This is a genomic window from Nocardiopsis nanhaiensis, assembly GCF_054778635.1.
This window is the reverse complement of the sequence record NZ_BAAGZJ010000011.1, coordinates 1-21,536: the sequence shown is the minus strand read 5'-3', so window position 1 is coordinate 21,536 and position 21,536 is coordinate 1. Positions and strand designations below refer to the sequence as shown.

At 67.3% G+C, this 21,536-nt stretch carries 16 protein-coding genes and 1 tRNA gene; 13 read left to right on the top strand and 4 right to left on the bottom strand.

Annotated elements, in window-relative coordinates:
- Positions 1-273: 273 nt before the first annotated feature.
- The 4 genes from gltB to ACYVD1_RS07410 all read left to right on the top strand — a co-directional run bounded on the left by gltB (position 274) and on the right by ACYVD1_RS07410 (position 7,728).
- Positions 274-4,830 carry a glutamate synthase large subunit gene (gltB, locus tag ACYVD1_RS07425; RefSeq protein WP_460769469.1) on the top strand — a complete coding sequence of 1,519 codons (4,557 nt, stop codon included), beginning with the start codon at positions 274-276 and terminating at the stop codon, positions 4,828-4,830.
- A 28-nt stretch (positions 4,831-4,858) separates the two neighbouring features.
- The gene (locus tag ACYVD1_RS07420; protein WP_460769467.1) at positions 4,859-6,313 is read left to right on the top strand and encodes a glutamate synthase subunit beta; all 1,455 of its coding nucleotides are present in this window, start codon (positions 4,859-4,861) and stop codon (positions 6,311-6,313) included.
- Positions 6,314-6,384: 71 nt separating this feature from the next.
- Positions 6,385-6,762 (top strand): DUF2784 domain-containing protein, encoded by a 378-nt coding sequence (locus ACYVD1_RS07415; RefSeq protein WP_460769464.1) that lies wholly within the window; start codon positions 6,385-6,387, stop codon positions 6,760-6,762.
- A gap of 72 nt (positions 6,763-6,834) precedes the next feature.
- The gene (locus tag ACYVD1_RS07410) at positions 6,835-7,728 is read left to right on the top strand and encodes a prenyltransferase (RefSeq protein WP_460769669.1); all 894 of its coding nucleotides are present in this window, start codon (positions 6,835-6,837) and stop codon (positions 7,726-7,728) included.
- A 90-nt stretch (positions 7,729-7,818) separates the two neighbouring features.
- Here ACYVD1_RS07410 and ACYVD1_RS07405 read toward each other — a convergent pair whose 3' ends face one another.
- The gene (locus ACYVD1_RS07405) at positions 7,819-8,523 is read right to left on the bottom strand and encodes a maleylpyruvate isomerase N-terminal domain-containing protein (protein WP_460769667.1); all 705 of its coding nucleotides are present in this window, start codon (positions 8,521-8,523) and stop codon (positions 7,819-7,821) included.
- A gap of 198 nt (positions 8,524-8,721) precedes the next feature.
- On the opposite strand from ACYVD1_RS07405, the gene pyk reads away from it, so the two are divergent.
- Entirely contained in the window at positions 8,722-10,155 is a 1,434-nt protein-coding gene (pyk, locus tag ACYVD1_RS07400) for a pyruvate kinase (protein ID WP_460769462.1), read from the top strand.
- 201 nt (positions 10,156-10,356) lie between these two features.
- Here pyk and ACYVD1_RS07395 read toward each other — a convergent pair whose 3' ends face one another.
- Together ACYVD1_RS07395 and bla are read right to left on the bottom strand one after the other, a co-directional pair.
- Complete coding sequence (locus tag ACYVD1_RS07395) at positions 10,357-11,316, bottom strand: DUF1266 domain-containing protein (protein ID WP_460769459.1); 960 nt, start codon at positions 11,314-11,316, stop codon at positions 10,357-10,359.
- 257 nt (positions 11,317-11,573) lie between these two features.
- Positions 11,574-12,515, bottom strand: a complete 942-nt coding sequence (bla, locus tag ACYVD1_RS07390; RefSeq protein WP_460769456.1) for a class A beta-lactamase — start codon at positions 12,513-12,515, stop codon at positions 11,574-11,576.
- Between the two features lie 113 nt (positions 12,516-12,628).
- On the opposite strand from bla, the gene ACYVD1_RS07385 reads away from it, so the two are divergent.
- The 3 genes from ACYVD1_RS07385 to ACYVD1_RS07375 are packed head-to-tail and all read left to right on the top strand — an operon-like array spanning position 12,629 to position 14,878.
- On the top strand, positions 12,629-13,495 hold the full coding sequence (locus tag ACYVD1_RS07385) for a LysR family transcriptional regulator (protein WP_460769454.1): 867 nt from the start codon (positions 12,629-12,631) through the stop codon (positions 13,493-13,495).
- Positions 13,492-14,379: a serine hydrolase gene (locus ACYVD1_RS07380; RefSeq protein ID WP_460769451.1), complete on the top strand. Its 888-nt coding sequence runs from the start codon at positions 13,492-13,494 to the stop codon at positions 14,377-14,379. The genes ACYVD1_RS07385 and ACYVD1_RS07380 overlap by 4 nt, the downstream gene beginning before the upstream one ends.
- 49 nt (positions 14,380-14,428) lie before the next feature.
- A complete protein-coding gene (locus ACYVD1_RS07375; RefSeq protein WP_460769449.1) occupies positions 14,429-14,878 on the top strand; it encodes a nuclear transport factor 2 family protein in 450 nt (149 codons plus the stop codon).
- 595 nt (positions 14,879-15,473) lie between these two features.
- Here the strand turns inward: ACYVD1_RS07375 and ACYVD1_RS07370 are convergent.
- Positions 15,474-15,546 (bottom strand) — tRNA-Leu (locus ACYVD1_RS07370).
- A 161-nt stretch (positions 15,547-15,707) separates the two neighbouring features.
- Between ACYVD1_RS07370 and ACYVD1_RS07365 the strand changes: the two genes are divergently transcribed.
- The 5 genes from ACYVD1_RS07365 to ACYVD1_RS07345 all read left to right on the top strand — a co-directional run bounded on the left by ACYVD1_RS07365 (position 15,708) and on the right by ACYVD1_RS07345 (position 20,912).
- The gene (locus tag ACYVD1_RS07365) at positions 15,708-16,277 is read left to right on the top strand and encodes an ANTAR domain-containing response regulator (RefSeq protein ID WP_460748642.1); all 570 of its coding nucleotides are present in this window, start codon (positions 15,708-15,710) and stop codon (positions 16,275-16,277) included.
- A 343-nt stretch (positions 16,278-16,620) separates the two neighbouring features.
- The gene (locus ACYVD1_RS07360) at positions 16,621-18,183 is read left to right on the top strand and encodes a branched-chain amino acid ABC transporter permease (RefSeq protein WP_460769446.1); all 1,563 of its coding nucleotides are present in this window, start codon (positions 16,621-16,623) and stop codon (positions 18,181-18,183) included.
- A 12-nt stretch (positions 18,184-18,195) separates the two neighbouring features.
- The gene (locus ACYVD1_RS07355; protein ID WP_460769444.1) at positions 18,196-19,188 is read left to right on the top strand and encodes a branched-chain amino acid ABC transporter permease; all 993 of its coding nucleotides are present in this window, start codon (positions 18,196-18,198) and stop codon (positions 19,186-19,188) included.
- Complete coding sequence (locus ACYVD1_RS07350; protein WP_460769442.1) at positions 19,178-20,062, top strand: ABC transporter ATP-binding protein; 885 nt, start codon at positions 19,178-19,180, stop codon at positions 20,060-20,062. The genes ACYVD1_RS07355 and ACYVD1_RS07350 overlap by 11 nt, the downstream gene beginning before the upstream one ends.
- A complete protein-coding gene (locus ACYVD1_RS07345; RefSeq protein WP_460748518.1) occupies positions 20,055-20,912 on the top strand; it encodes an ABC transporter ATP-binding protein in 858 nt (285 codons plus the stop codon). The genes ACYVD1_RS07350 and ACYVD1_RS07345 overlap by 8 nt, the downstream gene beginning before the upstream one ends.
- The last annotated feature ends 624 nt before the right edge of the window (positions 20,913-21,536 follow it).

Here is a 21,536-nt window from a genome sequence, read left to right as displayed (position 1 = left end):
ACGCAGGAACCAAACGGCGCACCGCAGCGCCACCTGGTCTAGACCCTCGATTCGCATCCGGGCTGGACCAGCGTGTATAAGAGAACCTGCCCGCAGCGGGAGCCCCGACCACACCGGCGACACGACGACGTGACCGCGACACGGTGAACGGACCGGACCACCCGCACAGCCGGGACCCCCGCCCCACGGCGGACACAACAGCATCACGCAGCAGGGCCAACGTCGTCCCGAATGCGCTTTTCACGAAGCCGACAGAAGACGACAGGAGGGTACATGCCTGCTGCCCAGGTGCGGCGTTCGACCGTCCCAACGAACGCGAAGTCCACTTCCCAGGGCCTGTACGACCCCACCTTCGAGCACGACGCCTGCGGTGTCGGATTCGTAGCCGACCTCACTGGACGTCGCAGCCACGACATCGTGCAAAAGGCGCTCACGGTCCTGCGCAACCTGGACCACCGCGGAGCCGCCGGAGCCGACCCCGACGACGGCGACGGCGCGGGCATCCTCACCCAGGTCCCCCACGAGCTCTACACCGAAGTCTGCGACTTCCCGCTCCCCGAAGCCGGCGCCTACGCCACCGGCATCGGCTTCCTCCCCTCCGACGCCGCCGAACGCGCCGCCGCTGTGGAGCAGATCAACGCCATCGTCGACGACGAAGGCCTCACCCTCCTCGGCTGGCGCGAGGTCCCCTTCGAACCGCAGTACAGCGGCCCCGCCGCCCGTGACGTCATGCCCTACTTCGGGCAGCTCTTCATCACCGGCCGTCAGGGAACCCCCGCCGAGGGCCTCACCGGAATCGACCTCGAGCGCCACGCCTACTGCGTCCGCAAGCGCGCCGAACACGAGACCGACGTCTACTTCCCGAGCCTGTCCCCGCGCACCATCGCCTACAAGGGCATGCTCACCACCCCGCAGCTCGAACCGTTCTTCCCGGACCTGTCCGACCGCCGCTACAGCTCCGGCCTCGCCCTGGTCCACTCCCGGTTCTCCACCAACACGTTCCCGTCCTGGCCCCTCGCCCACCCGTTCCGCTACGTGGCACACAACGGCGAGATCAACACCGTCAAGGGCAACCGGAACATGATGCGGTCCCGCGAAGCCAAGCTCGCCACCGACCGCATCCCCGGCGACCTCGACCGCATCTTCCCGATCGTCGACCCCGACGACTCCGACACCGCGTCCTTCGACGACGCCCTCGAACTACTGCACCTCGGCGGCCGCTCACTCCCGCACGCCGTCCTCATGATGATCCCGGAACCCTGGGAGAACCACACCGAGATGGACCCGGCCGTACGGGCCTTCTACGAGTACCACTCCACCCTCATGGAGCCCTGGGACGGCCCCGCTTCCGTCTCCTTCACCGACGGCACCCTCGTCGGTTCCGTCCTGGACCGCAACGGCCTGCGCCCCGGCCGCTACTGGGTCACCGACGACGGACTCGTCGTCCTCGCCTCCGAAGCAGGCGTCCTCGACATCGACCCCGCCACCGTCATCCGCAAGGGCCGACTCCAGCCCGGCCGTATCTTCGTCGTCGACACCGCCCAAGGCCGGATCATCGAAGACGAGGAACTCAAGGCCGAACTCGCCAACGAACACCCCTACCAGGAGTGGATCGACAACGGCGTCCTGCGCCTGGCCGACCTCCCCGAGGCCGACCCCGCGCCCGTCACCGAACTCAACCTCGCCCAACAGGTCTTCGGCTACACCGAGGAAGAACTCCGCATCATCCTCACCCCGATGGCCCGCACCGGCGCCGAACCCATCGGCTCCATGGGCACCGACACCCCGGTGGCGGCCCTCTCCGACCGCTCGCGCCAGCTCTTCGACTACTTCTCGCAGAACTTCGCGCAGGTCACCAACCCGCCGCTCGACGCCATCCGCGAGGAAATGGTCACCAGCCTCGCCACCCTCCTCGGCGCAGAACACAACATCCTGGCCGACACACCGGGCGACAACCAGCGCCTCGTCCTGCCCACCCCGGTCGTCGACCAGGCCCAACTCGCCGCCATCACCGCAGCCGGCAGGACCAACCCGGCACTCGCGACCTTCACCGTTGACGGCACCTACCCCGTCGACGGCGGCGGCGACGCGCTCTCCGCCCGCCTGGCCGAGATCAACACCGAGGTCTCCGCGGCCATCGCCGACAACGCCCACATCCTCGTCCTCAGCGACCGGGCCGCCGACGCTACCCGCGCGCCCATCCCGTCACTGCTCCTCACCGGATCGGTGCACCACCACCTCGTCCGCGAGAAGACCCGCACCGAGGTCGGCCTCCTCATCGAGGCCGCCGACGTCCGCGAATGCCACCACGTGGCCCTCCTCGTCGGATACGGCGCCTCCGCGGTCAACCCGTACCTGGCCTTGGAAACTGTCCGAGACATGGTCGAGCGCGGCACCCTCGGCGGCATCGACGCCGACACCGCCGTCCGCAACACCGCCAAGGCCTACGCCAAGGGCGTCCTCAAGATCATGTCGAAGATCGGCGTGTCCACGGTCAGCTCCTACACCGGCGCCCAGATCTTCGAAGCACTCGGCCTCGGCCAGGACGTCATCGACCGCTGCTTCACCGGCACCACCTCCCGGCTCGGTGGCGTCGGCTTCGACGTCCTCGCCGAAGAGGTCGCCATCCGCCACCGCCGCGCCCACAACGCCAACCCCAGCGCCCACAGGCGGCTCGAGGTCGGCGGCGAATACCAGTGGCGCCGCGAGGGCGAACCCCACCTGTTCAACCCCGAGACGGTCTTCAAGCTCCAGCACTCCACCCGGAGCCGCAGCTACGAGATCTTCAAGGAGTACACGAACAAGGTCGACGACCAGGCCGAGAAGCTCATGACCCTCCGCGGACTCTTCCGCCTCAAGGAGGGCGTGCGCGAACCCATCTCCGTCGACGAGGTAGAGCCCACCTCCGCGATCGTCAAGCGCTTCTCCACCGGCGCCATGTCCTACGGCTCCATCTCCGCCGAGGCACACGAAACCCTCGCCATCGCGATGAACCGCCTCGGCGGCAAATCCAACACCGGCGAGGGCGGTGAGGACCCGGACCGCTTCACCCGCGACGCCAACGGCGACCTCCGCCGCAGCGCCATCAAGCAGGTCGCCTCCGGCCGCTTCGGCGTCACCTCCCACTACCTCAGCAACGCCGACGACATCCAGATCAAGATGGCCCAGGGCGCCAAGCCCGGCGAAGGCGGCCAGCTGCCCGGCCACAAGGTCTACCCGTGGGTCGCCGACACCCGGCACTCCACCCCCGGCGTCGGCCTCATCTCGCCGCCGCCCCACCACGACATCTACTCCATCGAGGACCTCGCCCAGCTCATCCACGACCTCAAGAACGCGAACCCGTCCGCGCGGGTCCACGTCAAGCTGGTCTCCGAAGCGGGCGTCGGCACCGTCGCCGCGGGCGTCTCCAAAGCCCACGCCGACGTCGTCCTCGTCTCCGGCCACGACGGAGGCACCGGCGCCTCGCCGCTCACCTCCCTCAAACACGCAGGCACACCCTGGGAGCTCGGCCTCGCCGAAACCCAGCAGACCCTGCTGCTCAACGGCCTGCGCGACCGCATCGTCGTCCAGACCGACGGCCAGATGAAGACCGGCCGCGACGTCGTCATCGCCGCCCTGCTCGGCGCCGAGGAGTACGGCTTCGCCACCGCGCCCCTCATCGTGTCCGGCTGCGTCATGATGCGCGTCTGCCACCTCGACACCTGCCCCGTCGGCGTCGCCACCCAGAACCCCGCCCTGCGCGAGCGCTACTCCGGCCAGGCCGACCACGTCGTCAACTTCTTCGAGTTCATCGCCGAAGAAGTCCGCGAATACCTCGCCCAGCTCGGCTTCCGCAGCCTCGACGAAGCCATCGGCGCCGTCGACCTGCTCGACACCGCCGAAGCCGTCGACCACTGGAAGGCACAGGGCCTCGACCTGTCGCCCGTCCTCCACGAGGTCGAACCCATCACCGGAGACCACCGCTCCCACCGGCGCGGCCAGGACCACGGCCTCGAAAAGGCCTTGGACAACACCCTCATCCAGCTCAGCGAGGGCGCACTCGACTTCGGCCAGCCCGTCAAGCTCGAACTCCCGGTCCGCAACGTCAACCGCACCGTCGGCACCATGCTCGGCCACGAGGTCACCAAGCGCTACGGCGCCAACGGCCTCCCCGAGAACACCATCGACGTGACCTTCACCGGATCCGCGGGCCAGTCCTTCGGCGCCTTCGTACCCAAGGGCATCACCCTGCGCCTGTCCGGCGACGCCAACGACTACGTCGGCAAGGGCCTCTCCGGCGGCCACGTCATCGTCCGCCCCGCCGACAGCTCCACCCTGACCGCCGAAGACCACATCATCGCCGGCAACGTCATCGGCTACGGGGCCACCTCCGGAGAGATCTTCCTCCGCGGCATCGTCGGCGAACGCTTCTGCGTCCGCAACTCCGGCGCCACCGCCGTCGCCGAAGGCGTCGGCGACCACGGCTGCGAATACATGACCGGCGGCCGCGCCGTCGTCCTCGGCCGCACCGGACGCAACTTCGCGGCCGGCATGTCCGGCGGCATCGCCTACGTCCTCGACCTCGACGGCGACCACGTCAACGGCGAAATGGTCAATATCGAGGAACTCACCACCGAAGACCGCGAGTTCCTCACCGACGTCCTCACCCGCCACCAGGCCGCCACCGGCTCCACGGTCGCCGAACGCCTCCTGGCCCAAGGCGACAAGGGACTCGACCGCATCTCCAAGGTCATGCCGCGCGACTACAAGCGGGTCCTACTCGCCCAAGCCGAGGCCGAACGAGAAGGACGCGACGTCAACGAGGCCGTCATGGCCTCCGCGCAGTCCTGAACGCCAGTCCACGAAAGGAGGAAGAACCATGGCTGACCCCAAGGGATTCCTGAAGATCACCGAGCGCGAGCTCCCCAAGCACCGCCCCGTCGACGTACGCATCCAGGACTGGCGCGAGGTCCAGGAGGACTTCGACCGAGGAACCGTCACCAAGCAGGCCTCACGCTGCATGGACTGCGGCATCCCCTTCTGCCACAACGGCTGCCCCCTCGGCAACCTCATCCCCGAGTGGAACAACCTCGTCCACAACCACGACTGGGCCGAGGCGATCGAACGGCTCCACGCCACCAACAACTTCCCCGAGTTCACCGGACGCCTCTGCCCCGCGCCCTGCGAATCGGCGTGCGTGCTCGGCATCAACCAGCCCGCCGTCACCATCAAGAACGTCGAGGTCTCCATCATCGACCGCGCGTGGGAGGAAGGCTGGGTCAAGCCCCTGCCCCCCACCACCCGCACCGGCAAGACCGTCGCCGTCGTCGGCTCCGGCCCCGCCGGACTCGCCGCCGCACAGCAGCTCACACGCGCCGGGCACGACGTCACCGTCTACGAGCGCGCCGACCGCATCGGCGGCCTGCTCCGCTACGGCATCCCCGAATTCAAGATGGAGAAGCGGCACATCGAACGCCGTCTCGCCCAGATGACCGCCGAAGGCACCACCTTCCGCACCAGCGTCAACATCGGCGTCGACATCACCGTCGACCAGCTCAAGGCCGACCACGACGCCGTCGTCCTCACCGGCGGAGCCACCGCCTGGCGCGACCTGCCCGCCAAGGGCCGCGAACTCAAGGGCATCTACCAAGCCATGGAGTACCTGCCCTTGGCCAACAAGGTCCAGGAAGGCGACCTCGACCGGGCGCCCATCCACGCCGAAGGCAAGCACGTCGTCGTCATCGGCGGCGGCGACACCGGCGCCGACTGCGTCGGCACCGCCCACCGCCAGGGCGCCGCCTCGGTCACCCAGCTCGAGATCATGCCCAAGCCCCCGGCCAACCGGCCCGACAACCAGCCCTGGCCGACCATGCCCATGCTCTACAAGGTCACCAGCGCACACGAAGAGGGCGGCAAGCGGATCTACTCCGTCAACACCGTCGAATTCGTCAGCGACGGCCACGGCAACGTCCGCGGCATCAAGCTCGTCGAGGTCAAGCGCGGCCCGAACGGCTTCGAACCGGTCGAGGGCACCGAACGCGAGATCCCCGCCGACCTCGTCACCCTCGCCATGGGCTTCGTCGGCCCCGAGAAGGAAGGCCTCCTCGACCAGCTCGGCGTCGAACTCGACGGCCGCGGCAACGTCGTCCGCGACAGCGATTACCGCACCACCGTCGACGGCGTCTTCTGCGCCGGCGACATGGGCCGCGGCCAGTCGCTCATCGTCTGGGCCATCGCCGAAGGCCGCTCCGCCGCCGCGGGCGTCGACGCCTACCTCACCGACGACACCGCCCTGCCCGTGGCCATCCCGCCCACCGAGAGGCCCCTCGTCTAGGGGAGACCCCAAGCAAACACCGTCGGGCGCGGGATCTATGCCGCGCCCGACGGGCGCCCTAGAGTCGAAGTATGATCTACCGGGTGATCGGTGAAGGGGCCATGGTCCTGCACATGGCCTTCCTCGTCTACGTCGTCATCGGCGGATTCATCGCCTGGCGCTGGCCCCGCACCTTCTGGACCCACCTCCCCTGTGCCGCCTACGCCCTCGGCATCGCCGTCATCGGCTGGCACTGCCCCCTCACCTACGTCGAGGACTGGGGAAGGGAAATGGCAGGGCAGTCCGGACTCCCCGACGCCGGCTTCATGGAGCACTACCTCGCCGACGTCATCTACCCCGCCGAGCACGAACTCACCATGCGCATCCTCGTCGGCGTCTGCGTCGCCATCTCCTGGATAGGCCTGATCTACTTCCACCGAAAACGCCGCACCTCCCAGGCCCGCGCGTAAATATCGCGAATGGATCACGGCCGCGCTATTCACGCAGGCCAGCAGCGCCCGTACCGTCGAAATATGACCGTTGTGACCTGGGACTCCTACCGTGCAGCCGACCACTTCACCCTGCGCAGTGCCCGGCTCATCGACCGGCACCGCTTCGCCTACCTCTTCCAAGCAGGGCCAGCCGACCCCATCCGCACCACACTCGCCGCCTACCGCAACCTCGACGGCGGCTACGGCAACGCGCTCGACCCCGATCTGCGCGGACACGCAAGCCAACCCGTCGCCACCGAACTCGCCCTGCGCTACCTCGACGAACTCGGCACCATCCCCGAAAACCTCGGCAACGGAATCTGCCAGTACCTAGCCAGCACCAGCAACGACGACGGCGGACTCCCCGCCGTCCGCCCCAGCGTCCGCTTCACCGAAGCCGCACCCTGGTACCAGCACACCACCGACTTCCGCAGCCGCCTCGACACCACCGCGATGATCACCGGCCTGCTCCACAAGAACAACATCACCCACCCCTGGCGCGACACCGCCACCGCCTACTGCTGGAAACGCATCGACGCACTCCGCTGGACCGACGCCCACGAAGCCATCAGCATCTGCACGTTCCTGCAGTACGCACCCGACCGCCACCGCGCCATGGCCGCCATGACCCACCTCTCCACGATGATCCGCGCCGTCATCGACGTGCACCCGCGCACCGGAGGCCACGTCCACACCCCACTCGACCTCGCCAACCACCCCGACCACATCGCCCGCCCCCTCTTCACCGACAACGAGATCGAACGCAACCTCGAGGCGTTCGAACAACAGCAACGCCCCGACGGCGGCTGGGACGCCTCCTGGGACCACTGGGACACCGGCGCCACCCTCGAACGCGAGGGAATGCGCACCATCCAACGCCTGCGTATCCTGCGCGCCTACGGCCGCGTCCAACCCGACCTGCCCCGCCCGCGCCGCTCCCCGTAACGGACAGGGAGTCGCAGCGCCCCGCCACCCGATGCGGGGCGCAATGACGCGCGAGTGCCCGAAGGGCCGACCCCAGCCGATCCGCACGCCTCAACCCAAGGCCAGCGCGCGCACCCCCACACCCTCCAGCGCCCCGCGCTCCACACGCACCGCCGCACGACCCGTCACCACACGCACCGCCCCCAGACCACCCGAGCCACCAGCCCCCGGCAGCACCCGCGCCAGCGCTTCCCGGTCGGCCGCCCCGAACAGCACCTCGTCCACCAGAGCCAGCCCCCGGCCGGACGTCCACGGCTCCCGCCCCAGCGCGTCCGCCAGATCCACCCCGTGCAGCACCAGCTCCACCACCCGGGTCACCAAGAAATCCGTCAACAGCATCGGATCACCGTGCCGCGTCACCAGCGCACGATCCACCGGCTCCCGCGCCACCCGCGGCTCCAAATCCCGCCACGCCGCACGCAGCACCCGCCCCGGCTCACCGGCGTCCGCACGGCGACCCGCAGCGGCCACCGCCCCCTCAACCCACTCCGCGTTCACCTCAGCCGAGAACCGCACATCCGGCGTGTAATACCCCACAGGTGACACAAAGGAGCGCCCCGGTTCCGGCAGCACCCCATCCAGAGACACGTCCACCTGGTGCAACGCACCCACCGTGTGCACCGCCAGAGACGCCACATCCCACGGCACACAACGCGTCGGCAGCACCGCCTCCTCCTCCGACAACCCCAGCAGCACCCCCGCCAAAGCCGACACCTCATCCGACAGCGCCCCCACCACCACACCCCGACCGAACACCCCGACCACCCTCCACACGACCGCGAAACGCCCACACACTAACGGCCAACCACCACCCCAGCCCCGCGGCCCCACCCCCCACACCACCCGAAAACCGTCACCCGCGGTCACCGAGTTCGCCCCGACTCCACCTCACATACGTGCATTCGCAACCTGGTTTAGACCACTCCATCCCCCAGACGCTCTAAAGTGATAGACGTGACACGTCGAGCAAAGATCGTTGCGACCCTAGGCCCCGCCACCTCGAGCCCGGACACCCTCCGGCGCCTCGTCGACGCAGGCCTGGACGTCGCCCGACTCAACCTCAGCCACGGAACCCACGACGACCACCACGCGAGCCTCGCCAACCTCAGGCAGGCCGCACAAGACGCCAACCGCGCCGTCGGAGTCCTCGCCGACCTCCAAGGACCCAAAATCCGCCTCGGCACCTTCCCCGACGGCCCCATCGAACTCGCCGACGGCGACGAGTTCACCATCACCACCGAAGACATCCCCGGAGACACCACACGGGTCTCCACCACCTACAAAGGACTCCCCGGAGACGTTCGACCCGGCGACCGCGTCCTCATCGACGACGGCCGCGTCGTGCTGGAATGCACCAAAACCACCAGCACCGACATCCACACCCGCGTCATCTTCGGCGGACCCGTCTCCAACCACAAGGGACTCAACCTCCCCGGAGTCGCCGTCAGCGTCCCCGCCCTCACCCAAAAGGACGAGGACGACCTGCGCTGGGCACTCCGAAACCGCGCCGACATGGTCGCCCTCTCCTTCGTCCGCAGCCCCGCGGACGCCGAAGAGTGCCACCGCATCATGGACGAAGAGGGCATCACCGTCCCCCTCATCGCCAAAATCGAAAAACCACAAGCCGTGGAACGCCTCCACGACATCATCGAGGTCTTCGACGGAGTCATGGTCGCCCGAGGCGACCTCGGCGTCGAACTCCCCCTCGAAAACGTCCCCATGGTGCAAAAACGAGCCATCGAACGCTGCCGCGACAAGGCCAAGCCCGTCATCGTCGCCACGCAGATGCTCGAATCCATGATCAGCGCACCCCGACCGACCCGCGCCGAAGCATCCGACGTCGCCAACGCCGTCCTCGACGGCGCCGACGCCGTCATGCTCTCCGGCGAGACCAGCGTCGGCTCCTACCCGGTCGAGACCGTCGAGACCATGGCACGCATCGTCAGTGCCGCCGAACAGGAATCCCTGCGCGCCTCGCACATCCTGAACCGGGTACCCGAAACCACCGGCGGAGCCATCGCCCGCGCCGCCGCCGAAATCGGAGCCACCGTCGGCGCCAGGGCCCTCGTCGCCTTCACCATGTCCGGCGAGACCGCCCGGCGCCTCGCCCGCTACCGGTCACCCATCCCGCTGATCGCGTTCACCACCGAATCCAGCACCCGCGGCCTGCTCTCCCTCACCTGGGGAGCCGAAAGCAATCTGGTCCCCTGGGTCGACAACACCGACGACATGGTCCGCCAGGTCGAAAGCGAGCTGCTCCAGATCGGCGACTACCACAAGGGCGACAAGGTCGTCATCGTCGCCGGCAGCCCGCCCGGAACCACCGGTTCCACCAACTCCCTGCGCGTCCACCGCCTCGGCGACGCCGTCGCCCTCGGCAACAGCTGACGCGCAACCGGGCGCCCTGAACGGCGCCACCGTCGGGCCGCATCAGGTCCGGCCCGGAGGACGGCGTATGAGCCGCGCCGACCTCTCCGGGCCGACCGGTGCGGCCAGTGCCGTTCCCGGGGCTGTTTCGGGGTCCGGGGTAAGAACCGGGTCGTATCCGTGTAGTAGGGGAGTAGGGGAGCGCCGCCGTCGCTGACGGGCTCACTCGTGGTTGGAGGAGACCCCGCCACCCTCGAACGGCACCCGTTCCAACGGCATATCCCACGGCAACAGGTTCCACGGGCTCTTCGGATCCTCGTCCAACAGACCCAACGCCACCCACACCCGGTCGGCGTCCCCGTGGTCGCCCTCCACACCCTTCGTCGGCCACAACAGGTAACCGGCGTGGAAAGCCGTCGACAACTGGCCCCACGACGAATAGCGGCGCTGCAGATCCGACGCCACCCGCCGCAACAGCGTCTGCGTCTCCACCGGACTCAACCAGTCCAGCGTGGCGCCACCGCACGCCAACCGGATCACGTGCACCGACTTCCACCACTGGTATGCCCCGATGATCACGGTCTCATCGCCGTCGGCCACACCCGTCACCCTGCGCAACCGCGCCACCTGATCAGGGCCAAGCGTCACCGTCGCACCGGTGTCACTCCCGCCCTGGGCCAACGGAAACCGCGACCGGGCCGTTCCCGCCCGCAGATCCACCGCCAGATCCAGCGTCGGCCCCCGGTGCAGCTCCTCCAAGAGGGTGTCCACGGCCGCCAACAGCGACTCCCGGTCCACCACGTCCCACTGGCGCTCCAACATCCGCCGGTAACGCCGACGCAGTGTCGGACGCGCCACCACGTCCCAGGGCTCGGCCAACGCCACCCGGAACGGAGCCGCCACCGCGGCGGCCCACCGTTCGGTACTCAACGGCGCATCAGGGTCCTTGGTGCGGATCATGGGCGACTCACGCGACCCCACCACCAACTCCGCGAAAGAACCCCCCGCCAACACCACCAGGGGCAGGAACGACCACCCGGGCAGGTCAAACGCCACGAGGAGGACCACGATCAGGGCCACAGGGGTCCACAGCCAAGGAAGCCGCCGAGGGGACCCCCAGGCCACCACGACCCACGCCCCGATCACCAGAGCGCCGATCACCCCGGCCACTGCGGTCAGCACCCCTTGCCCCTCTCCTCAACAAGCCTTTCCAACCAAGGCTTTCAGACCTCCAGGATCAGGGACGCGGGGCCTCCCGGGCGACCATACCCACGGGTTGTACTCAGGTTGTAGCCGTGATGTGACCGGTTCAGCCCGCTTTCACCAACATAAAGTGACAAAAGACCCATTTGGGTTCGAAAAGGTCGGGTAGTTAAGGGGGTTCTGGCCAGAAGGCCCCACACCGTCCAGAACCCCCGCACCACCCGGCGGCAGCGCGGCTAACCCAGAGCCTCCACCACCACCTCAGTGGCCTCCGCGACCAGTGCGTCATCCCACTCCGCGTCCTCCGAGCCACGGCTCGACAACACCGACAACACGACCGGCTCACCCTCCTCCGGCCACACCACCGCGATGTCGTTCCGAGTCCCGTAACCGCCACCACCGGTCTTGTCACCCACGACCCAACCCTCAGGCACACCAGCCCGAATCAGGTCGTCCCCCGTCGTGTTCCGTTCCAACAGATCCACCAACACCTCACGGCGCTCCTCCGGCAACACGTCGCCCAACACGAACGCCTCCAGACTCCCAGCCAACGCCTCCGGCGTACTCGTATCCCGCTCATCTCCCGGGGCCGCCTCGTTCAACTCCGTCTCCCACCGCACCGGCCGGGTCACCTCATCACCGGCCAGCTCCACCAGGGCCGCCCCGAACCTCTCCGGACCGTCCAGACCCTCCGGGCCCTCGAGCTCGTCCAACAACAGGTTCGCCGCCGCGTTGTCGCTGTACCGCACCGTCGCGTCACTCAACTCCAACAACGACATCCCCGAACCCACGTTCTCCTCGGTCACGGGGGAGTGGTCCACAAGGTCCTCCTCTCCGTAGACCACCACACGCTCCATCTCCTCCAACGAGTTCTCCGACAACACCACCCCCGCCAACAACGCCTTGAACGTCGAAGCGAACGCGAACCGCTCACCCTCCCGGAACGCCACCTCCTCCCCAGACCCGGTGTCCACCGCATAGACACCCAACCGGGCGTCGAACTCCTCCTCCAAAGCCCCGAACTCCGCAGCCAAATCCACGGACGCCGCAGGAGACTCCGACACCCCTCCAGCCCCCGCACCACCGGCGCCCTCAGAGGCCCCACACCCCACCAGCGGAACCAACGCCACCGAAGCCACCAACCCGCGCCACACGAAACCGCGCACAACAACCCCCAAAACGAAAAGGTGACGGGCCACAACCGGCCCGCCACGCAGTCTCACCACCCACCACCCATGCTGTCCAAGACACAAACAGCCACAACCATGCACATCCGACATAACATCAGGCCATGGACCTCATCGGAGCCTGCACCGCCTTCGTCCACGTCAGCGACCGCGGCAGCTTCACCCACGGCGCCGCCACCGCACGCATCCCCCAACCCGTCGCCAGCCGCCGCATCGCCGCCCTCGAAAAGCACCTCGGCGCACCCCTCTTCGACCGCACCGCCCGACGCCCCACCCTCACCCAATTCGGCCACACCGTCCTCCCCACCGCCCGACGCCTCATCGACCTCGCCCACACCCTCGAACACGACGCCGCCACCGCGCGCCTCACCCCCCTACGCATCGCCGTCCCCACCACCTGCACCACCCACGACCTTGCCCACCTCACCGCCCACGCCCGCAAACACGACCTCCACCTCGACCCCCACCCCGCACCACCCCACCAACGCACCGAACTCCTCCACACCAACCGCGTCCGCACCGCCATCACCGCCGTCCCCGCCGACCAAGCCCACTGGACCGTCCCACTCGGACTCGCCACCACCCACCCGCCCCACGCCAACACCCACTACCTCGAAACCCTCCGCCCCCACCGCACCGACACCACCCCGCCCCAGCGCCTCTGGATCCAACCCGAAGACGACACACCCCACATCCGCGACCCCCTCACCCACACCGGCGACACCATCGGCCTCCAACCCACCCAAATCACCGTCGCCACCACCCTCACCACCGCCACCGTCGAAGTCCTCACCACCCACGACCTCCTCCTCTGCTCACCTCGCCAAGCAGACGACCTCAACCTCCACTGGCGCCCCATCGGCGAAACCCAACCCACCCGCACCTACACCACCCAAGGAGAACAAGCCCACACCCTCCGCACCCATCTCCACACCCACATCGCCCACTGCCTCGGAGCCACCACACCGTGATCACCCAACGACTCCACACCGAACTCCACCAAGCCGGACTCCACACCTCCCTCCTCGTCCGCGACCTCAACACCGGCCACGAAACCGGCATCCACCCCGACACCGACTACGCCACCGCCTCCCTCGTCAAGATCCCCCTCGCCCTCGCCACCCTCCACCGCATCCACCAAGGCGAACTCGACGGCGCCACCCCCATCACCATCAAGCCCGAAGGCCCCACCATCGGCCCCACCGGCCTTAGCCGGTTCCAACACCCCGCCACCGTCAGCCTCGACGACCTCCTCTACCTCGCCGTCTGCATCAGCGACAACGTCGCCGCCGACACCCTCTTCGACCTCACCCGGCCCGCCCGCGTCACCGAAATACTCCGCGAACACCACATCGAAGGCATCACCGTCCGACACCGCCTCCGCGACCTCAACGAAACCCCCGCCGAACGACTCGCCCCCGACGAAACCCACCTCGCCCACACCCTCGCCATCCAGGCCGCCAGCGCCGGACGAGGACACCGCATCCCCCAACTCGACATCACCCTCGCCAACTCCGGATCCGCCCGAGCCCACGTCGACCTCCTCCAAGCCATCTGGAGGCCCACCACGATCCACCCCGACACCGCAGCCCGCCTGCGAACCCTCATGGCCGACAACCTCATCCGCCACCGCCTCGCCCCCGAATTCAGCACCGACGCCAGTACCTGGTCCTCAAAGACCGGCACCGTCCTCAACCACCGCCACGAATTCGGCGTCGTCGAACACGACAGCGGCGAGGCCTACGCCATCGCCGCCCTCACTGAGTCCACAGTCCCCGCAAGGCACCAACCCGCCGCCGAAGCCCTCATCGGCAAAGCCGCCCGCACCCTCCGCGACCACCTCCGCGCCAACTGACCCCCAGTACACTCAAGGCCACAGCACCACGTCAGAAGGGCGTGATCCGGTGCCAGACGAGTGGGAGAACCAGAACCGGCGACTCCTCCGCGCCCGCGACGCCATGGACCGGACAGGTGAACAGGATCTGCGCGTCGCCATCGCCGAATGGGACCGGGCGATGGTCGCCAACGACCCCGACCGGATCGGCAGCCACATGTCGGAGGACTGGCGCATCATCGGCCCCGACGGCAGCGTCTCCGACCACTACACGTTCCTCGACCTCATCCGTACCGGCGTGCTCACCCACGACGTGATGACCTCCGAGGACCTGGACATCCGCCTTCACGGCGAGGCCGCGACGACCATCGCCCGCGGAACCTCGGGCGGAGTCATGCACGGACACCGATTCCTCGTCGTCGAACGCGTGACCTGCACCTACGTTCGGGAGGACGGACGGTGGCGGTGCGTCCTCACCCATCTCTCCCGCCTCGACGGGCCCGGCGAGTACGGCAACTGAGCCCTCAGTACTTGGGGCCCACGATGCGCTCCATCTTCGCGACCGCGTCCTTGCGGGAGATGGACACGATGTGGGCATCCCGGTGGCGGGGCCCGCCGCTTGTTGACGTGGACTGCCCAGGAGCTATCCAGCCGGTCCAGTGCGTCGGTGAACAAGCCGATGATGTCGTTGGAGGCGTTGGTGAAGTGGTACCGCGGGTACTCGCAGTACCGCTCGCCGCCGCCTGGGAGAGTGCGTTCGATGCGGTCGACCACCCGGCATCCGTCGCCGAGGTAGAGGCCCAGCAGGTAGCCGTAGGTATCCATCCGCTTGGGCATGCCGGGTATGGGTTCGCATCGAGGGCACAGGTCGGTGCCCGCGTACTTGTCAACGAGTGAACGGTCGAGGGCTCAGCTCCGGAGCGTGGACCGATTGATCCCCATCCGACGGCTGACTTCCGCGTAGGAGACCCCGGAGTCGATCAGAGAGGTAGCTTCGCGCCTGACATGCGGTGAGTACATGGAGTGCATGTTTGCTCACGCATCCGACATTTGCGGGGCAGAGGGTCTCTGAACAGCAAAAAAGCCACCCGCTCTCGGCGAGTGGCTGATTTCGGTGCCCCGAGTGGGATTCGAACCCACACTGTGCGCCTTTTGAGGGCGCCTTCTCTGCCGTTGGAATATCGGGGCATTCTTGCTCAAGTCGGACATCTTGCCTGGCATCCAACCTGGCCGGGCCGGCGACACTCAGTCAACAGTGAAGTCACGATTGACCTGCATTGCCGGGGCCGACGCACAGCATACTAGCTGATCTCTGTAACCTCGTGTACGTGACGAGGACGCAGAGCCGTGTGGTGATCGCGGAAGACGAGGCCCTGATCCGCCTGGATCTCAAGGAGATGCTCGAGGAGGACGGTTACACCGTCGTCGGGGAGGCCGGCGACGGGGAGGCCGCTATCCGGCTTGCCCAGGAGCTGAAGCCGGACCTGGTGATCACCGACATCAAGATGCCGGTGCTCGACGGACTCTCCGCCGCTGAGCGCATCGCCGGGGAGCGCATCGCCCCGGTGGTGATCCTGACTGCCTTCTCCCAGCGGGAGCTGGTCGAGCGGGCGCGCGAAGCGGGGGCCATGGCCTACCTGGTCAAGCCCTTCAGTAAGTCGGACCTGGTTCCGGCGATCGAGATGGCTACCTCCCGCTACGCCGAACTGGCGGCGCTGGAGGCGGAGGTCAGCAGCCTCCAGGACCGTCTCGAGACGCGCAAGCTCGTGGAGCAGGCCAAAGGGCTGCTGCAGAGCCGCCACGGGATGAGTGAGCCCGAGGCGTTCAGGTGGATCCAGAAGAACTCCATGGACCGTCGGCTGACCATGCGCAAGGTCGCCGAGACGGTCGTCGAGACGTTGGGGGGACAGCAGGCCTGACCGGCCGACCCCCGTTGTGCTGATGCAGGGGCCGCACCCGACCGGGTGCGGCCCCTGCTGGTTCTTGCGGTGTCGTCATTCGCGCACGAACAGTGAGGATGATGCACAGATCGGCTGATCCTAGGGCCCGATTGTTAGACAAACGTTCAGGGTCAACACGGATCATGTACCGGTTTGATCTCGCTAGCGCACAATGGGGTGACGGTTGGATCACGTGGCTTAAGTGGTGCTGAATGACCAGCCTAAATCGGGCTAAACTCACCGCACCGAACAGCTAATGGACAGCGGGCCCCGAATGCCTGTCATCCGGGTCCCGCCAACCTCAGATGCGCAAGGAGCGCGCGTGCGCACACGCCTCGTGACCGTGTTGCTCGCCCTGATCACCGCATTCCTGGTGATCCCCGGGGCAGTGGCGACGGCAGACGAACAGGGCGGTGAGTCGCTGCACGGTCAGATCGGTCAGCCGGACGACCGGGATCAGGGTGTCGAAGGCATCCAGATCACGGTCTTCGAGGGTGATGACGAGATCGATGCGGTGGAAACCGACTCTGATGGAAATTGGGAAGTGGAGTTGCCCGGACCGGGTGACTACCGCGTAGTGGTGGACCAGGAGTCCGTCCCCAGCGAGTTCGCCGTACGTGAGACGGAGCTCCTCGCCGACGGTGAGGCAGAGATCGAGGTCGGCACCGACGAACAGCGGCCCCTCATCATCGCTTTGGAGGACCCGGCCGAGCCGGACGACGCCGTTGAGGACGAGGCCTCACCGGACGACGAGGCCGTGGAGGACGAGGACGACGGCTCGCCCGCAGACGAGGGGGTCGAGGTCGAGGGTGTCACCGGCGGCTTCGGTGAGCGCTTCGTGCAGCTCACCGCAGCGGGTCTCCTGTTCGGCCTGGTCATCGCGATCTCCGCGATCGGTCTCTCTCTGATCTTCGGTACTACGCAGGTCATCAACTTCTCGCACGGTGACATGGTCACCTTCGGCGCGATGATGGCGCTGCTGTTCAGTACCGGCGCCGCGGGGATGGGTAACTCCCTGCTGGCGATCTTCGCCGGTTTGGGGATCGCGGTCCTGTTGGGTGCCTTCCTGGAGGGCAAGCTCAACCGGACGACGCTGATCATCCTGCAGTGGTCGTCGATCTTCGGCGGTATCGCCTTGGCGACGCTGATGGGCGTGCTCGGTGACGACATCGGTTGGCGGGTGCCGCTGTGGGCGGCGGCCGGTATCGCGGTGGTCATGGGTGCGGTCCTGGGCGGCACGATGGAGCGCTACCTGTGGCGTCCGCTGCGGAGGCGGAACGTCGCGCTGATCCAGATGTTCATCGTCTCGATCGGTCTGGCGCTGGTGCTGCGGCACGTGCTCCTGGTGCTCTTCGGGGCGAACCGGACGCGGTACGCGGGTTACCAGGTGCAGGACCTGGTGCACATCGGTCCGGTGTCGATGCCGCCGCGCGACCTGGTGATCATGGCGGTGGCGACGGCGGTCCTGGTGCTGGTCGCGTGCCTGCTGCAGTTCACCCGCATCGGTAAGGCGATGCGCGCGGTCTCGGACAACCGGGACCTGGCGGAGTCGTCGGGTATCGACGTGGACCGGGTAACGCTGTACGTGTGGTTCCTCGGCGGCGGTCTCGCGTCGCTGGGTGGTGTGCTCTTCGGCCTGAACCAGGTCGTGGACTACGAGATGGGCTTCCGTCTGCTGCTGCTCATGTTCGCCGCGGTGATCCTCGGCGGTCTGGGTACGGCCTACGGAGCGATGGTCGGCGGTATCGCCGTCGGCCTGGTGGCGATGCTGTCCACCCTGTGGTTCCCCACACAGCTCATGGAAGCGTGGGCTCTGGCCCTGATGATCCTCATGCTGCTGGTCAGGCCCCAGGGTCTGCTCGGTCGGCGCGAGCGGGTCGGCTAGGAGAGGTAGAAGATGGATATTTTCACGATCCTCGCCGAGGCCTCCAGATCCGCGGTGGGGCCGGTCGCCGCGGTGTACGCGTTGGCGGCCATCGGCCTGAACCTGCATTTCGGTTACACGGGCCTGCTGAACTTCGGTCAGGTCGGTTTCATGCTGGTGGGCGCCTACGGCGTGGGTATCAGCGTCGCGGTGTTCGATCTGCCGCTGGTGGTCGGGTTCCTGGTGGGGCTGGCCTCGGCGGTGGTGTTGGCGCTGCTGTTGGGTATTCCGACGCTGAGGTTGCGTGCGGACTACCTGGCGATCACGACGATCGCCGCGGCCGAGGTGCTGCGGTTGGTGTACCGGGCCGGGTTCGCGGAGCCGCTGACCCAGGGTGTCTACGGGCTGCAGAACCTGACGGCGGAGTTCCGCACGTGGAACGTGCTGTTCGATCCGGGTGAGCGCTACGGCGTCGGTGTGTTCACGTTCAGTGGCAACCACATGTGGCTGATGACGGTGACGTGGGGTCTGGTGGCGCTGGCGGCGCTGCTGACTTGGGCGTTGATCCACAGCCCGTGGGGGCGCGTCATCAAGGGCATCCGTGAGGACGAGGAGGCGGTTCGCAGCCTCGGTAAGAACGTGTTCGCCTACAAGATGCAGGTGCTGGTGCTGGGTGGCCTGTTCGGTGCGCTGGCGGGTTGCATGCTGGCGCTCCACCAGGGTGCGATCCAGCCGGACCAGTTCAAGCCACAGGTGACGTTCTTCCTGTGGGTGATCCTGCTGCTGGGCGGGGCTGGTCGTGTGGTCGGTCCGATCCTGGGTTCGATGGCGTTCTGGTTCCTGATGCAGTTCACGGACGGGATGCTGCGGGGTATGGGCCGTGAGGGCTACCTGCCGTTCCTGTCGGGTCCCGACTACGGTGCGATCCAGTTGGCGTTCGTCGGTCTGATGCTGGTGCTGTTGATCGTCTTCCGGCCGCAGGGCCTCATCGGTGACCGCAAGGAGATGATGATCAATGTCAAGTGACGAGGTGAACGCCTCCGCGGGTGCGGCAGCCGAGGTCGACCGGATGGCGGGTGCCGTTCCGGAGCCGGGTTCGGTGAAGTCGGATCCGATCCTGGTGGCCGATGGTGTGAAGCGTTCGTTCGGTGGTCTGACCGCCGTGGACGTGGGGCACCTGGAGGTACAGCGGGGGACGATCACGGCGCTGATCGGTCCGAACGGAGCCGGTAAGTCGACGCTGTTCAACCTGTTGACCGGTTTCGACCGGGTCGACGGCGGCAACTGGTCGTTCGAGGGCCGGCGGATCAACGGTCGCCGCGGCCACCAGGTGGCGCGGGCCGGGATGGTGCGGACCTTTCAGCTGACCAAGGCGCTGACGCGGATGACGGTGCTCGACAACATGTTGTTGGGTGCTCCCGGTCAGCTGGGTGAGCGGATGGCCGGAGCGTTCCTGCGGCCTGCGTGGCGTGGTCAGGAGAAGGCGAACACCGCGAAGGCGCTGGAGTTGCTTGAGCGGTTCAGGCTGATCGACAAGCGCCAGGACATGGCGGGTTCGTTGTCGGGTGGTCAGCGCAAGCTGTTGGAGATGGCTCGTGCGCTGATGACCGATCCGAGCATGATCATGCTGGACGAGCCGATGGCGGGTGTGAACCCGGCGTTGGTGCAGTCGTTGTTGCACCACATCACGTCGTTGCGTGATGAGGGTAAGACGGTCCTGTTCGTCGAGCACGACATGGACGTGATCATGGGGATCAGTGACTGGATCGTCGTGTTGGCGCAGGGGCAGGTCATCGCGGAGGGTAGTCCTTCGGACATCCGGTCCAACCAGCAGGTGATCGACGCCTACCTGGGTGTCGAGGAGGACGAGGTCGAGGCCCAGGGGAGTGCTGATGACTGAGAACGGGGACGTACGCCCGGAGCCCGAGGTTCTGCCGGAGGAGGCCGAAGAGGCCGTTGTCGTCCAGGAGCACCGCGAGGAGATCCTGGAGCAGGCTCGGGCCGAGGCCGTGGAAGTGGGTGGTCCGGAGGACTATCTGCTGTTGGCCAAGGACATCGTCGCGGGTTATGTGCCGGGCGTGAACATCCTGAACGGGTGCACGCTGACGCTCACCGAGGGTGAGGTCGTGGCGATCATCGGCCCGAACGGTGCCGGCAAGTCGACGCTGATCAAGGCGATCTTCGGGCTGATTCCGGTGCGTGACGGTGCTCTGACGCTGCGGGGCTCGAGTATTTCCGGGTTGGCCGCGCACACGCTGGTGGAGCGCGGTGTGGGTTATGTTCCGCAGACGCGTAACGTGTTCCCGTCGTTGACGATCGAGGAGAACCTCCAGATGGGGGCGTTCCTTCGGCCGAAGGCGTTCCATGAGCAGTTCTCGGTGGTCGCGGACCTGTTCCCCATGCTGGGTAAGCGGCGCCGCGCGAAGGCCGGTTCGCTGTCCGGCGGTGAACGCCAGATGGTGGCCATGGGCCGTGCGCTCATGATGAACCCGTCGGTGCTGTTGCTGGACGAGCCGACCGCGGGCCTGTCGCCGATGTTCCAGGCGGAGGTCTTCCAGCGCGTGAAGGAAGTCAACGCAACGGGTGTTTCCGTGGTGATGGTGGAGCAGAACGCGCGCCGTTGCCTCCAGATCTGCGACCGCGGTTATGTGCTGGATCAGGGCCGCAACGCCTACTCGGGTTCGGGCCAGGACCTGTTGAATGACCCGAACGTGATCGAGCTGTACCTGGGAACCCTCGCCAAGGGCTAACCCGGCTAGGGGTGTTTATCGCCTGCCGCGGGTATGTTGAGCGCCCCTTGTAAGCGTGAGAAGGGGCGGATCTCAATATGGGATCCGCCCCCTTTCTTTGTTTTCTGGCTCCTGTGGTCCTGTTTTTGGGCCTTTTGGTTGGGCTGTCCTTTGTCGCCTAGGGTTCCCTCCTTTCCCGCCGCCCGATTGTGGCCGTCTCCGCTGCGCGCGTCAAGGTCGTCGCCATCGAGCGCTTCGCGCGTCAACGGCGCTCCACCTTGACCCGCTCCGCTACGACGGCGGGTTGGCGGCTATCGGGAAAGGGGGACGCGTGGTCGAGGCCTGTGGCGAATTCGGGCTCCGCCCGAAAACTGATTCTGTCGGCCTGGCGGCCGATGCCTGCCACTCCGCCGGAGCGTTGGCGGGTCGGGTGTCACGGCTGGTCATGGTGGGCGGCGTACCCCGGCGGCGGGGCCTGGCGGCCGGGTGGTCCACTGCGCCGGAGTCGACCGGTTTCGGGTGTCGCGGCTGGTCACTGTGCGCGGCGAAAACCCCGATGATCTTGCTCCTGTCTCCACCCTCGGCCGTCGAGAATGGCGACAGGAGCAAGATCATTCCCATTCGGGTGCGCATATGACCGCTTTG